Source organism: Streptomyces sp. NPDC050422, from assembly GCF_044458665.1.
Classification (GTDB): Bacteria; Actinomycetota; Actinomycetes; order Streptomycetales; family Streptomycetaceae; genus Streptomyces.
The window spans coordinates 120,026-133,608 of record NZ_JBITIE010000007.1; the positions used below are offsets into that span (position 1 = coordinate 120,026).

Annotated in this window: 11 protein-coding genes and 1 tRNA gene; 4 read left to right on the forward strand and 8 right to left on the reverse strand. The window is 70.8% G+C overall.

Annotated features, from left to right (window positions below; all coding sequences use genetic code 11):
- The first annotated feature begins 43 nt into the window (after window positions 1-43).
- On the forward strand, window positions 44-949 hold the full coding sequence (locus tag ACIBJG_RS12265; protein ID WP_399307421.1) for a S41 family peptidase: 906 nt from the start codon (window positions 44-46) through the stop codon (window positions 947-949).
- Between the two features lie 111 nt (window positions 950-1,060).
- Here the strand turns inward: ACIBJG_RS12265 and ACIBJG_RS12270 are convergent.
- The 7 genes from ACIBJG_RS12270 to galU form a co-directional block, all read right to left on the reverse strand.
- A tRNA-Ala gene (locus ACIBJG_RS12270) sits at window positions 1,061-1,134 on the reverse strand.
- A gap of 98 nt (window positions 1,135-1,232) precedes the next feature.
- On the reverse strand, window positions 1,233-2,420 hold the full coding sequence (gene glpR / locus ACIBJG_RS12275; protein ID WP_399307422.1) for a gephyrin-like molybdotransferase receptor GlpR: 1,188 nt from the start codon (window positions 2,418-2,420) through the stop codon (window positions 1,233-1,235).
- 163 nt (window positions 2,421-2,583) lie between these two features.
- Window positions 2,584-3,243, reverse strand: a complete 660-nt coding sequence (locus ACIBJG_RS12280; RefSeq protein ID WP_399307423.1) for a GNAT family N-acetyltransferase — start codon at window positions 3,241-3,243, stop codon at window positions 2,584-2,586.
- A gap of 17 nt (window positions 3,244-3,260) precedes the next feature.
- Window positions 3,261-3,779 (reverse strand): molybdenum cofactor biosynthesis protein B, encoded by a 519-nt coding sequence (locus tag ACIBJG_RS12285; protein ID WP_399307424.1) that lies wholly within the window; start codon window positions 3,777-3,779, stop codon window positions 3,261-3,263.
- Entirely contained in the window at window positions 3,776-4,282 is a 507-nt protein-coding gene (gene moaC, locus ACIBJG_RS12290) for a cyclic pyranopterin monophosphate synthase MoaC (RefSeq protein ID WP_399307425.1), read from the reverse strand. Before moaC ends, ACIBJG_RS12285 begins: the two co-directional genes overlap by 4 nt.
- A 123-nt stretch (window positions 4,283-4,405) precedes the next feature.
- Complete coding sequence (gene glp / locus ACIBJG_RS12295) at window positions 4,406-5,716, reverse strand: gephyrin-like molybdotransferase Glp (protein ID WP_399307426.1); 1,311 nt, start codon at window positions 5,714-5,716, stop codon at window positions 4,406-4,408.
- A 4-nt stretch (window positions 5,717-5,720) separates the two neighbouring features.
- The gene (galU, locus tag ACIBJG_RS12300; RefSeq protein ID WP_399307427.1) at window positions 5,721-6,623 is read right to left on the reverse strand and encodes a UTP--glucose-1-phosphate uridylyltransferase GalU; all 903 of its coding nucleotides are present in this window, start codon (window positions 6,621-6,623) and stop codon (window positions 5,721-5,723) included.
- 107 nt (window positions 6,624-6,730) lie between these two features.
- Here galU and ACIBJG_RS12305 point away from each other — a divergent pair, with 107 nt between their 5' ends.
- On the forward strand, window positions 6,731-7,315 hold the full coding sequence (locus tag ACIBJG_RS12305; protein ID WP_399307638.1) for a 5-formyltetrahydrofolate cyclo-ligase: 585 nt from the start codon (window positions 6,731-6,733) through the stop codon (window positions 7,313-7,315).
- A 67-nt stretch (window positions 7,316-7,382) separates the two neighbouring features.
- On the opposite strand, the gene ACIBJG_RS12310 is transcribed toward ACIBJG_RS12305, so the two are convergent.
- Entirely contained in the window at window positions 7,383-10,133 is a 2,751-nt protein-coding gene (locus ACIBJG_RS12310; protein ID WP_399307428.1) for a penicillin acylase family protein, read from the reverse strand.
- A 277-nt stretch (window positions 10,134-10,410) separates the two neighbouring features.
- Here ACIBJG_RS12310 and ACIBJG_RS12315 point away from each other — a divergent pair, with 277 nt between their 5' ends.
- Window positions 10,411-11,973 carry a potassium/proton antiporter gene (locus ACIBJG_RS12315; protein WP_399307429.1) on the forward strand — a complete coding sequence of 521 codons (1,563 nt, stop codon included), beginning with the start codon at window positions 10,411-10,413 and terminating at the stop codon, window positions 11,971-11,973.
- A 322-nt stretch (window positions 11,974-12,295) separates the two neighbouring features.
- Window positions 12,296-13,579 (forward strand): MFS transporter, encoded by a 1,284-nt coding sequence (locus ACIBJG_RS12320; protein WP_399307430.1) that lies wholly within the window; start codon window positions 12,296-12,298, stop codon window positions 13,577-13,579.
- Window positions 13,580-13,583: the final 4 nt, after the last annotated feature.

The window sequence follows — 13,583 nt, forward strand, 5'->3', positions numbered from 1 at the left end:
ATTTAATTGACGCTTTCGCAAGGGTGGTGCTCTACTCCCTGCCATGACGACACCTACGAAGCTTCTGCCGGCCCCTGTCATCGACGAGACGGCCCGACTCCTGACCGAGCACTACGTCTTCCCCGAGATTGCCGGGCAGCTCGCCGACCTGCTGCAACGACGCCTCGCCGAGGGCGCCTACGACGTCCAGGGCGCCGAGGAGCTCGCCCGGCTGGTCACCGCGGACCTGCAGTCCGTCAACGGCGACCGGCACCTGGGACTGAAGTACCACGCCGACCGGGTACCTCCGGAGCAGGGAGCGGCCGCTCTGGACTCCATGCGCCGGGACTTCGGCACCTCCCTGGGCGGCGCGCCCCGGGTGGAACTGCTCGACGGAGGGGTAGCCGTGGTCCAGCTGGCGCCGGTCCTGTTCCCGCTGGACTGGGCCGCCGAACCGCTGAGCGCCGCACTCACCCTGGCCTCCCGGGCCCGGGCGCTGATCGTGGACCTTCGCGCCAACCGGGGCGGCGCCCCGGACACGGTCGCCTTCGTCTGCAGCTACCTGCTGGATGAGCGCACCCACCTCAACACCATGTACTGGCGCGCCGGCGAGCGCAGCGAGCAGTCCTGGAGCCTGCCGCACGTTCCCGGTGCGCGCTTCGGCGGCAGCAAGCCGTTGTACGTGCTCTGCAGCGACAGCACCTTCTCCGCTGCCGAGGAGCTGGCGTACGACCTGCAGCAGCTCGGCCGCGCCGTCGTCGTCGGCGAGCACACCCGCGGCGGCGCGCACCCGCGGGACGGCTGGACGGTGCACCCGCACCTGGAAGCCACCGTGCCCGTCGGCCGCGCGATCAACCCCGTCTCCGGCACGAACTGGGAGAGAGTCGGCGTCCGGCCCGACATACCCTGCGCTGCCGCCGACTCACTCGACCGTGCTCACGCCCTGGCCCTCGCCCGGCTCGCGGACTGATCGCCCGGCTCCCGGAGACGAGGACGAGGACGGGGGCGGGCCTCCGGACGAGCCCGGGAACGGCGAAGGTCCCGTCCGATCTTGCGATCGGACGGGACCTTCGCCGTGCGGTGGACCTGTGGGGATTTGAACCCCAGACCCCCTCGATGCGAACGAGGTGCGCTACCAGACTGCGCCACAGGCCCTTGCAACGAGTGAAACTTTAGCACCCCGACCGGGGTGCTCGGAAATCCGTTCCGCGCTGGTCAGCCGAGTCGGCGTCGCGGCGGGCGGGGCGGGCGTCTCACTCGTTGGCCGCGCGGGGGCGGTCGTCCTCGTCGTACTGGTCGAAGAGCGGGGTCCGGCCCCGGTCGCGGGCGCGACGGGACTGGGCCGAGCGCTGGCGCGGCGCCGGGTCCACCGGGGTGGCCGCGGGCTGCGGGGTGGCCGGCTGGGTGGGTTCGGCGGTGCTGGAGCGGGCCGCGCTCCAGGTCTCCGGGTTGCCGACCTCGATGCCGCCCGAGGCGCGCGGGGCGACCGGGGCCGTGACATAGGTCGGCAGGGGGACCGGGACCGGCTCCCAGCTGTCGCCCTGGACGCGGCCCCGCTCGCGCTGCTGGTCGACCCACTCCGCGTGGTCCGTCTGCTCGACCAGGGCGCGGCGGCCCGCCTCCTGCGGGGAGACGGTGGGGGTGGGCTCGGGGACGGGGTGACGGGCTTCGGGGTCCTCGTCGGCATCGGCGGGGGCCGTCGCGGGCGGCTGGTGCCGGCGGGGGCGGCTCTCACGGAGCCGCTGCGCCGCGACCTCCGCCCGGCGCCGGTCCATGGTGAAGGCGAACCTGCGCCGCTCCTGGGCACGCAGATGCACGATGTACGTGCTCAGCAGCACGGCGGGGACCGCCGGGGCCCAGAGGAAGCGGAGGCCGCCGACCGCCGCGACGACCGCGCCGAGCGTGAAGCCGAGGAAGAGGAGGACGGTGGTGCGCCGGCGACGTGCGAGGACCTGCAGGCGCTGCGCACGCCGGGCGCGCTCCGCGTCGATTCCGCCGGGGCGCGGACGCCGGGTGGGCGCGGGAACGGAGGCGGGGGCGGAGACGGATGAATCGGAGGGGAACTCGGGGCGATCGCGCGCCGGGCGCTTGCGCGCCGCGCGCTCCTGGGCGGAGTGCTCCGGCGCACGAGCCGGGTCGTGCACCCGGGCCTCGGTGTGCGCCGGAGGCGCGGAAAAGGCCCGGACGTCGACGGAATCCATTCGGTCCGTGACTGCGTCCGGGTCGGCGTCGGGCGCCGCCTCCTCGTCGGTGCGCTCCCGCAGCTCCTTGGCGTACCGGCGCTCCATCGCCGCCCGTCCGGAAAGCAGCCGGATGGCGGTGCTGAAGCGTTCCGTCGGACGGGCTTCGTTGAGCTCGTCCTGCCTGCGGAGCCACATCGGTACCAAGTAGGCGGCCCAGGCCCCGACAATGACTGCGTAGATGAGGCCGCTGCTGCTCACATCTCACACCGTAGAGGGGTTTGCGTGGAGGCATCCACCAATTGACACGGTGTGTCGCACGATCCGGCTGATATCACGGACTTTTTTTGTGATTGTTCGCATCAACAGTCGGTGTTTGCGCGTTCGTTAGCGGTCACCGCCCGATCAATTTCGAACACATATTTTATTTGGCGCGGCGTTCAGGACGTTCAGGACGTTCAGGACGCTCGGGGTACTCAGAGCGCTCGGGGCGCTCCGGGCGACCGCGGTGCCACCTCCGGAGCAGACCGTCGGGCACCTCCTCCGCGGTCAGCGCGTAGATCAGGTGGTCCCGCCAGGCACCGTCGATGTGCAGATAGCGGGGCCGCAGCCCCTCCTCGCGGAATCCGAGTTTCTCCACGACCCGCCGGCTCGGCCGGTTCTCCGGGCGAATGCACACCTCGACGCGGTGGAGTCCGACGACGCGGAAACAATGGTCGACGGCGAGGGCGACCGCGGTCGGCATCACGCCGCGGCCCGCCACCTCCTGGTCCACCCAGTAGCCGACGTGGCCCGAGCACATGGAGCCCCAGGTGATCCCGGCCACGGTCAACTGACCGACCAGCCGGCCCTCGTACTCGATCGCGAACGGCAGCATCCGGCCGGCGTTGGCCTCGCCGCGCAGATGACGGACCATCTGGCGGTAGGTGGGGCGCTGGGCCACCGGACCGCCGGGAGCGGGCGGCGGCACCGTCGCCTCCCAGGGGCGCAGCCAGTCCCGGTTGCGCCGGTTGACCTCGCGCCACATGCGCTGGTCGCGCACCTTTATCGGCCGGAGGGCGACATCGCCGTCCACCAGGATCACCGGCCAGGTCGGGACGTTCAGCTCGGGCTCCCCGGTCGGGGGTGATCGCCACCGCGGAGCTGGTCGACGGCGTGCACCAGAAGTCGGTTCAGGACGGCGAGCCCGTCGCGTACCCCGCCGGTGGAGCCGGGCAGATTGACGACGAGCGTACGGCCGGCCACACCGGCGACACCGCGTGAGAGCGCGGCCGTGGGGACCTTGCCCCGGCCCTCGGCGCGGATCGCCTCGGGGATGCCGGGGACCTCGTGGTCCAGGACGTTGAGGGTGGCTTCGGGGGTGCCGTCGGTGGGCGAGATGCCCGTACCGCCGGTGGTCACGATGACGTCGTACGCGGCGGCCACCCCGTCCCGCAGGGCCTGCTCGACCGGGTCGCCGTCGGGGACGACCTGCGGTCCGTCGACGGTGAAGCCGAGCCCGGCCAGCGCCTCGGCGATCAGCGGGCCGCCCTTGTCGGCGTACACCCCGGCGGCGGCCCGGTTCGACGCGGTCACCACGAGCGCCCGGTAGCCGGCGGAAGCCTGCTCCCCGGCGCTCACGCGTCCGCCGCCCCACCGGACGCCGCGGTGCGCCGGTAGTCGCCGGACTTGCCGCCCGACTTCGCCTCGACCCTGACGTCCGTGATGACCGCGGACTTGTCGACCGACTTGATCATGTCGATGACCGTGAGCGCGGCGACCGACACCGCGGTCAGCGCTTCCATCTCCACGCCGGTGCGGTCCGTCGTCTTCACGGTGGCCGTGATCTCCACCGCGTCGTCGGCCACGCCCAGGTCGACCGTCACGCCGGAGACGGCGAGGGGGTGGCAGAGGGGGATCAGGTCCGGGGTGCGCTTGGCACCCATGATCCCGGCGATGCGCGCGGTGGCGAGGGCGTCGCCCTTGGGGACCCCCTCGCCCCGGAGCAGCTCGATGACACGCGGCGAGACGAGGACCCGGCCGCTGGCGCGGGCGACGCGCGCGGTGACGTCCTTCGCGGAGACGTCGACCATCCGGGCGGCGCCCGCCTCGTCGATGTGCGTCAGCCTGTTCTGCGTACTCAACTAACTCCGCCTAGCGGTAGGGCGCCGGTTGCCCCGGGTGCTGCACCGGGGTGCAGGTCCGGGGTCCGGGGGGTGTCCCCCGGAAGGCACAGCGGCAGATACCGTACCGCCACCGGGCGCCGGTCAGCGGAGCAGGATCACCTCGGTGTCCGCGCCGGGCTCGGCGGAGGTGACGTCCTCGGGCAGCACGATCAGCGCGTCCGCCTTGGCGAGAGCGGCGATCAGATGCGATCCGGAGCCGCCAACGGGGGTGACGGTGCCCGCCTGCGCGTCGTACGTCCCGCGCAGGAACTGCCGCTTGCCTGCCGGCGAGGACAGGGCCTTGTCGGTGACCAGCGACGCCCTGGCGGTCGGGCGGTTCACATCCGGCAGGCCCATCAGGGTGCGGATCGCGGGCCGTACGAAGAGTTCGAACGAGACGTAGCTGGAGACCGGGTTGCCCGGCAGTGCCAGCAGCGGGGTGTGGTCGGGGCCGATGGAGCCGAAGCCCTGCGGCTTGCCGGGCTGCATGGCGAGCTTGCGGAAGTCGACGCCGCCGCCCGGCTCGTCCTCGTCACCGACGGAGGACAGGGCCTCCTTGACGACGTCGTACGCGCCCACGCTGACGCCCCCGGTGGTGACGACGATGTCGGCCCGGATCAGCTGGTCCTCGATCGTGGCCCGGAGCGTCTCGGCGTCGTCGGACACGGCACCGACCCGGTAGGCGATCGCTCCGGCCTCGCGCGCGGCGGCCGTCAGCGCGAAGCTGTTCGAGTCGTAGATCTGGCCGCCGGTCAGTTCCTCGCCGGGCTGGACCAGTTCGCTGCCGGTGGAGATGACGACGACGCGCGGCCGGGGCCGCACCTTCACCGTCGAGCGCCCGATGGCGGCGAGCAGGCCGATCTGGGGCGGCCCCACCACCGAACCGGCGCGCAGCGCCATGTCGCCCGGCCGTACGTCGCTGCCGCGGGCCCTGACGTGGGCGCGGGCCTCGGCCGGACGGTGGACGCGGACCTCGCCGCGCGCACCCTCCGGCGCGTCACTGTGGGCGCGCATCGTGGCGGCGGGCCCGCCGCCCGTACCGCCGTCGGTCCACTCGACCGGGATCACGGCCTCGGCACCGGCCGGGAGCGGTGCGCCCGTCATGATGCGGGCGGCCTCGCCCGGTCCCACGCGCTGGCCGCCGAGCAGACCGGCGTCGCCCGCCGCAACGTCCCCGATGACGGTGAGGACGGCGGGGAACTCCTCGGTGGCGCCCTCCACATCGGCGACGCGGACCGCGTATCCGTCCATCGAGCTGTTGTCGAAGGGCGGCAGGGCGATCTCCACGACGACGTCCTCGACCAGGACGCAGCCCTGGGCCTCGGGCAGTTGCAACTCGATGGGTTCTAGCGGCCTCACCGCGGCGAGGATGTCTTCCAGGTGCTCGTCCACCGACCAGATCGTGCTGCTCAAGGTCCTACATCTCCTCGGTGACGTAACTGCGGAGCCAGGTCCGGAACTCCGGGCCCAGGTCTTCACGTTCGCACGCGAGTCTGACAATGGCACGGAGGTAGTCGCTCCGGTCGCCGGTGTCATAGCGGCGGCCCTTGAAAACGACGCCGTGCACCGGGCCGCCGGCCTTCTCGTCCTCGGCCAGGAGCTGAAGGGCGTCCGTCAGCTGGATCTCGCCGCCGCGGCCCGGCTCGGTCCTGCGCAGTATGCCGAAGACCGCGGGGTCCAGGACATAGCGGCCGATGATGGCGAGATTGCTGGGCGCGTCGGCCGGATCGGGCTTCTCGACCAGGCCGGTGATCCGCACCACGTCGCCCTCGGCGGTCGGCAGGGCGGCCGCGCAGCCGTACTGGTGGATCAGTTCGGGCGGGACCTCCATGAGCGCGATGACGCTGCCGCCCTCGCGCTCCTGGATCTCCACCATGCGCGCCAGCAGCGGGTCGCGCGGGTCGATCAGGTCGTCACCGAGGAGGACCGCGAACGGCTGGTCGCCGACGTGCGGTGCCGCGCACAGCACCGCGTGGCCGAGGCCCCTCGGGTCGCCCTGGCGGACGTAGTGCATGGTCGCGAGGTCGCTCGACTCCTGGACTTTGCGCAGCCGTTCGGCGTCGCCCTTGCGGGTCAGCGCCGACTCCAGTTCGTAATTGCGGTCGAAGTGGTCCTCCAGGGGACGCTTGTTGCGACCGGTGATCATCAGGACGTCGGAGAGTCCGGCGGCGACCGCCTCCTCGACGACGTACTGGATGGCAGGCTTGTCGACGACAGGCAGCATCTCCTTGGGAGTGGCCTTGGTGGCCGGCAGGAAGCGGGTACCGAGGCCCGCTGCCGGGATGACAGCCTTGCTGATCCTGAGGTTCGACCGAGTCATGCGCAGAACCCTAACCGGCGCACATGGGCGGAAGATGAGCCTCCGGTTAACTTTGTACTCAAATAGGCCGGTACGAGAGATCTATAGGTGCCCCGTTGAACACCGACATGTCCGCAAAGGCGCTCTTGCGGCGTGAACTGCTCGCCGCGCGACGCCTCCTGACCGTCGAGGACGTCGAACGGGCCGGCACGGTTCTGGCCCGTCGCGCCCTCGAACTCCCCGAGGTCGCCGGGGCCCGTACCGTCGCCGCGTACGTCTCGGTGGGGAGCGAGCCGGGGACCCGCGCCCTGCTGGACGCGCTGCGCACCCGGGGCGTGCGCGTCCTGCTGCCGGTCCTCCTCGCGGACAACGACCTGGACTGGGCTCCGTACGAGGGGGCGGACAGCCTCAGGAAGGCCGGGCGCGGGCTTCTGGAGCCCGCCGGGACGCCGCTCGGCCCCGACGCCGTCCTGGACGCGGACGTGGTGCTGCTGCCGGGCCTCGCCGTGGACGGGCGCGGGATGCGGCTCGGCCGTGGCGGCGGCAGCTACGACCGGGTGCTGGCCCGCCTCGCGGCGGCCGGGGCGCACCCCGCGCTGATCGTCCTGCTGTACGACGACGAGGTGGCCGCGCGGGTCCCGGAGGAACCGCACGACCACCCCGTGGACGCCGTGGTGACACCGGCCGGCCCGCGGCGCTTCGGCGACGGCTGAAGCGCTGCGGACACCGGCCGGACCGCGGCACTTCAGAGGCGGCCTCCGAAGGCCCGCGGGCCCGCCCCTATGGCTTCAGGGTCAGCGTGTCCTTCGTCGCCCCGGCCACCGCGTTCGTCCCGAAGGACCAGTCGAGCAGTTCGCCGTTGACCCACTTGTCGGTCTGGTCGGTGTAGTGCGCGCTGAACGCGTGCCCGGAGGCGCCGGTGAGGTTGATCCAGCGGGACTTGTCCCAGTCCCCCACGTTGACGACCATCCGCATCGACGGGACCCAGACGACCTCGTAGCCGCCCGCCGCGTTCCACCCGGTGGCGTTCACCGCGGCCTCGCCGCCGCCGAGGTTCCAGGGGCCGCGGTTGAGCGCCCGCTGGAGCAGTCCGGGGCCTTCCGTACCGAGGGTCTGGTTCTTCAGGGTCAGCTGGTGCAGCCGGCCCCAGTTCCAGGTGGTGATGTCCTTGCCGAGCTTGGCCGTCAGCTCCCAGCGGGCGTCCTTCATGGCGCGGGCGAAGAGCTCCTCCCGGCTGTCGGTCGCCTTGTCATTGCGGTTCGCCGGCGCCTTCCACCACTCGCTGTCCGGCTTGTCCATGAGGTTCGCGACCACCTGGTACCAGCGGTCACCGCCGTCCGGCTGCGCCGAGTCCGCATCGCGCTGACCGCATTCACGTACCAGCTTGTCCTGCTCGTCGACCGGACCCGAGCTCTTGGCCGGGGGCACGTTCAGGCACTCACCCTCGACGCGCATCTCCTTGGGCAGCTTGTCGCCGAAGGCCAGCTTGAGGATGTTGCGCCAGACCGCGTTGAAGTACGCGGCGGCCGCCGAGTCGGCCTCCTGGGTGTAGTCCCAGCCCTCCAGCAGCTTCTGCGTCTCGCGGATGTCCTTGTCCGAGATGTTGATCTTCATCAGCTCGGGCACCAGCAGCGCGGCGATCTCGCTGGTGTTGTCCATCTGCATCTTCTGCATGTCTTCGGTCGAGATCTTCCCGCCGCCCTTGATCTTCGACTGGACGAGGTCGTTGATCCGCTGGCTGCGGCTGCCGTAGCCCCAGTCCTTGGTGAGCATGTACGGGTACTTGTCCTCGTCGATCACGGCCTGGTTGGCGGTGACGATGTAGCCACGCGCCGGGTCGTACTCGTACGGGAGCTCGTCGAAGGGGATCGGGTCCTTCTTCCAGCCGTACGCCGAGGACCAGCCGGGGCTGGGCATCGTGCCGTCGCCGGACTTGCGGACCGGGATCTTGCCGGGCGCCTGGTAGCCGATGTGGCCCTTGGTGTCGGCGTAGATGAGGTTCTGCGAGGGAACCTCGAAGTGCTCGGCCGCCGCACGGAAGGAGGTGAAGTCCTTGGCCCGGTTCAGTTCGAAGACGGCGTCCATGGAGTGGCCCGGCTCCAGCGCGGTCCACTTCAGCGCCACCCCGTAGCCGTCCGCCCGGTCGGGGGCGGCGTTGCTGACAGGGGCCTTCTGGCCGACCTTCTCCAGCTCACCGCTGCGGTCGGACACCAGCGGACCGTTGTTCGTCTCGCGCACGGTGATGTGCCGGCTCTTGCCGCCCGCGACCTTGATGGTCTCCTCGCGGACGGTGAAGGGCTTCACCTTGCCGTCGTACAGGTAGCCGTCGCCCGAGACCTTCTCCAGGAAGAGGTCGGTGACGTCCGCGCCGAGGTTGGTGAAGCCCCAGGCGACGTCCTGGTTGTGGCCGATGATCACACCGGGCATACCGGAGAAGGTGTAACCGGCGGTGTCGTACTTGCAGGTCGCCGAGACGGCCCGGCAGTGCAGCCCCATCTGGTACCAGAGCGAGGGCAGCTGCGGCGCCAGGTGCGGGTCGTTGGCGAGCAGCGGCTTGCCGGTGGTCGTGTACTTGCCCGCGACGACCCAGGAGTTCGACCCGATGCCGGTGCCGTTGGGGCCCAGCAGGGCGGGGATCTCGTCAAGGGTGTCGGAGAGCGCGCCGAGCTGGGAGGTGAGCTCCTCGGTGGCGCCCTCGGCAGTCGACGAACCGATGCCGTCGGACGGCGTCGCCTCCGCGTCGAACTTCCCGGTGGCCGGGGAGATGCCGCCCTCGCTGACGATCGGCTTGTGCTTCTCGTACGGGTAGGGCGGGTACAGGTCCTCGATCTGCTGCCCGTCGAGCCGGCTCGTCATCAGCGAACGGTCGATCTCGTCCTGCATGTTGCCGCGCAGGTCCCAGGCCATGGCCTTCAGCCAGGCGACCGAGTCGACCGGGGTCCACTCGGTGGGCTTGTAGTCGTTGGTGAAGCCGAGGGCCGCGTACTCGACGGAGATGTCCGCGCCGTCGCGGTCCTTCAGGTAGGCGTTCACGCCGTCCGCGTACGACTGGAGGTTCTTCTTGGTCTCGTCCGACAGGACGGTGTCGTACTCCTCCTGCGCGACCTTGCGCCAGCCCAGCGTCCGCAGGAAGGAGTCCGTCTCGACCTGGCCGGAGCCGAACATCTCGGAGAGCCGGCCGGCCGTCATGTGACGACGGACGTCCATCTCCCAGAAGCGGTCCTGCGCCTGTACGAAGCCCTGGGCGCGGAACAGGTCGGCGTCGGAGTCCGCGTAGATCTGCGGGATTCCGTAGCTGTCGCGCTTGACCTCGACGTTGCTGTCGAGTCCGGTGAGCTGGATCGTCCCGTTGGTCTGCGGGTACGAAGCGCGCACGGTGGATACGGACCAGTACGTTCCGTAACCGATACCCGCGACGAGCGCCAGCACCAGGACGATCACGAGCAGGCGGGCGCGTCGCCCCTTCTTCTTGCGCGGCCCACCGCCGGTGGTGGCCGTGGAGCCGGAAGAGACGGTTGTGTTGGCGGGCATCGCTGTCCTTCGAGGGGCAGGGTGGTCCTGGGAGTGCAGGAGCAACCATAGGCGCAGCGCCGAGGCCGGTCCGACGCGGTATCGGGATGGTTCGAATTGCGTAGCGATCGTACGAATGCTCGAACGCATCAAGAAAACGTTAAAGATTAGGTAAGGTAACGAAGTAACCCGCCACCGGAAGTCGATCCGGCAGGCGTACGCAGGGAAGGACCGGCCACTGACTGTCCACGCGCTCAACGAACTCCTGCTCGTCTGCTCACTTGTCCTGCTCGTCGCGGTGGCGGCGGTGCGCATCTCGTCGCGCAGCGGGCTCCCCAGCCTGCTCCTGTATCTCGGCATCGGGATCGCCATGGGGCAGGACGGGTTCTTCGACGTCAAGTTCGACAACGCCGAACTGACGCAGGTGATCGGCTACGCGGCCCTGGTCGTGATCCTCGCCGAGGGCGGCCTCGGCACGAAGTGGAAAGAGATCAAGCCCGCGCTGCCCGCTGCCGTCGTCCTCTCGCTCGTCGGCGTCGGCGTGAGCGTGGGCGTGACCGCGGCCGGAGCGCACTACCTGGTCGGTCTGGAATGGCGGCAGGCGCTGATCATCGGCGCGGTCGTCTCCTCCACGGACGCCGCCGCGGTCTTCTCCGTCCTGCGCAAGGTGCCGCTGCCCGCCAGGATCACCGGCGTCCTGGAGGCCGAGTCCGGCTTCAACGACGCCCCTGTGGTGATCCTCGTCGTGGCCTTCTCGACCGTGGGACCGGTCGACAGCTGGTACGTACTCGTCGGCGAGATAGCCCTGGAACTGGCGATCGGCGCCGCAATCGGCATCGCCGTCGGCTGGCTCGGCTCGTACGGCCTGAGGCATGTGGCCCTGCCCGCCTCGGGCCTCTACCCGATCGCCGTGATGGCGATCGCGGTGTCCGCGTACGCGGCGGGCGCGATGCTCCACGGAAGCGGCTTCCTCGCGGTCTACCTCGCCGCGATGATCCTCGGCAACGCCAAGCTGCCGCACTGGCCCGCCACCCGCGGCTTCGCCGACGGACTCGGCTGGCTGGCCCAGATCGGCATGTTCGTCCTGCTCGGACTGCTGGTCACCCCGCACGACCTGGTCGACGACTTCTGGCCCGCCATCATCGTGGGACTGGTGCTGACCGTGGTAGCCCGGCCGCTGGAGGTCTTCATCTCCCTCGCGCCCTTCCGGCTGCCCTGGCAGGAGAAGGCCCTCATGTCCTGGGCCGGGCTGCGCGGCGCGGTGCCCATCATCCTGGCGACCATTCCCATGGTGTCCGGAATCGAGGGCTCCACGCGGGTCTTCAACATCGTCTTCGTCCTCGTCGTCGTCTACACCCTCATCCAGGGTCCGACCCTGCCCTGGCTCGCCAAGGCCCTCAAGATCGCCGACGACCCGTCCGAGACGGCCGACCTGGGCATCGAGTCGGCACCCCTGGAGCGGCTGCGCGGACATCTGCTCTCGGTGGCCATCCCCGCGAAGTCGAAGATGCACGGCGTCGAGGTCGGCGAACTGCGCCTGCCCGCGGGAGCGGCGGTGACGCTGATCGTCCGGGACGACAAGAGCTTCGTGCCCGCGCCGGCGACCGTACTGCGCCGCGGCGACGAACTGCTGGTCGTCACGACCGACCCCGTGCGCGACGCGACCGAGGCCCGGCTGCGCGCGATCGGCGAGGGCGGCAAGTTGGCCGGCTGGCTGGGCACCGGTGCGAACGCGGCCGACGAGGCCCTCACCGGACCGAACGTGGCCAACGCCCTCAAGGCGGTGAAGAAGCTCGGCAGGACGGACGACGTCAGGAAGCACGAGGAACGGGCCGCCCGGGATACCAAGGCGCACCACTGAGGATGCGCGCAAGCACCCTGCGTTCACAGGTGGCAGGGGTTGCGCTGCACACAATCACAGGTGTACCGGCATCTGTGCCTGTAGCATGAAGGAAACCCAGATCGACCTATGATCGACCTTTTGATCCACCAACTCTGCCTGACGCAGAGCTGGCGCGACCGTATGGCGGTCGTGGCGTCCTCCGCCTCTGCTGCGAGCGCCCGGCATCTACCGCAGTTCCGCGCGAAGAGGACAGCTCTCGGCAGCTCCTGACCGGGTCCGCACCCACGTGCCGGCCCGTCCCGCAGGAGCACGGCCACCAGGCGGCAGAAAGGCATGGACCGTGGCGTCCACGGTCTCCGACCGCCCCGGATACGGGCAGTTGCTGCGCACCCCGGGTGCGTGGACCTTCCTCCTGCCGGGCTTCGCCGCACGGCAGCCCTTCGCGATGCTGACCATCGGCATCGTCCTGCTCATCCAGCACACCACCGGCTCGTACGGCAGCGCCGGCGCCGTCGCCGCCGTGACCGGGGTCTCCATGGCCCTGTTCGCCCCGCAGACCGGCAAGCTCGCCGACCGCTTCGGCCAGCGCGCCGTGCTGCTGCCGGGCGTTCTCGTCCACACGGCGTCCGTCTCGGGCCTGACCGCACTCGCCCTGGCGGGCGCTCCGATGTGGGCGCTGTTCGCCGCGGCCGTTCCGACGGGCGCCTCGGTCCCCCAGATCGGCCCGATGGTGCGGTCCCGCTGGGCGGCCGTGCTCGGGGCGGCGCCTGGCCGGGAGGCCTCGCCTCTCATGTCGACGGCGGCGGCCTTCGAATCGGTGACGGACGAGTTCACCTTCGTCATCGGCCCGGTCCTGGCCACCGCGCTGTGCACCGGGGTGCACCCGGCGGCGGGACTGATCGCCGAAGCCGCCCTGACCCTGTTCGGCGGGCTGTTCTTCGCCGCGCAGCGCGCCACCCAGCCCGCGGTACGTAACGCCGGTTCCGCCGGGTCTCAGCCGCACACGTCCGCACTGTCCATCCCGGGCGTACGCGTGCTCGCGGTGGCCTTCCTCGGGATCGGCGCGGTCTTCGGCGGGATGCAGGTCTCGCTGACCGCCTTCGCCGAGGAGATCGGCAGCCCGGGTGCGAACGGTCTGCTGTACGGGGTCTTCGCGGCCGGCAACATGCTGGCCGGCATCGCCTGCGGCGCCATCGCCTGGAAGACCGGTCCGCGACGCCGGCTGATCGCCGGGTACGCGGCCCTGACCCTCACCGCTTCGGGCCTGTGGGCGGTGCACTCCGTACCGCTGCTGGCCGGACTCGGACTGCTGGTCGGACTCTCCATCGCGCCCGCCCTGATCAGCGGCTACACCCTGGTCGAGGCGCTGGTGCCGGGCTCCGCACGGACCGAGGCGTTCACCTGGCTGACGGGCGCGGTCGCACTGGGCCAGGCTGCCGCTGTGACGGTGGCCGGGCAGCTCGCGGACGCCCACGGCGCGAGCACCGGATTCCTGGTGCCGCTGGTGGGCACCGTGCTGGCGCTGGTGACATTGGTGGCGCTGCGTTCACGGCTCCTCCCGAAGGTTTCGGGGCGGACCGTGGCACGTGGGATCGGTCACCGCGGACCGGTCACGGTGGACTGATCCC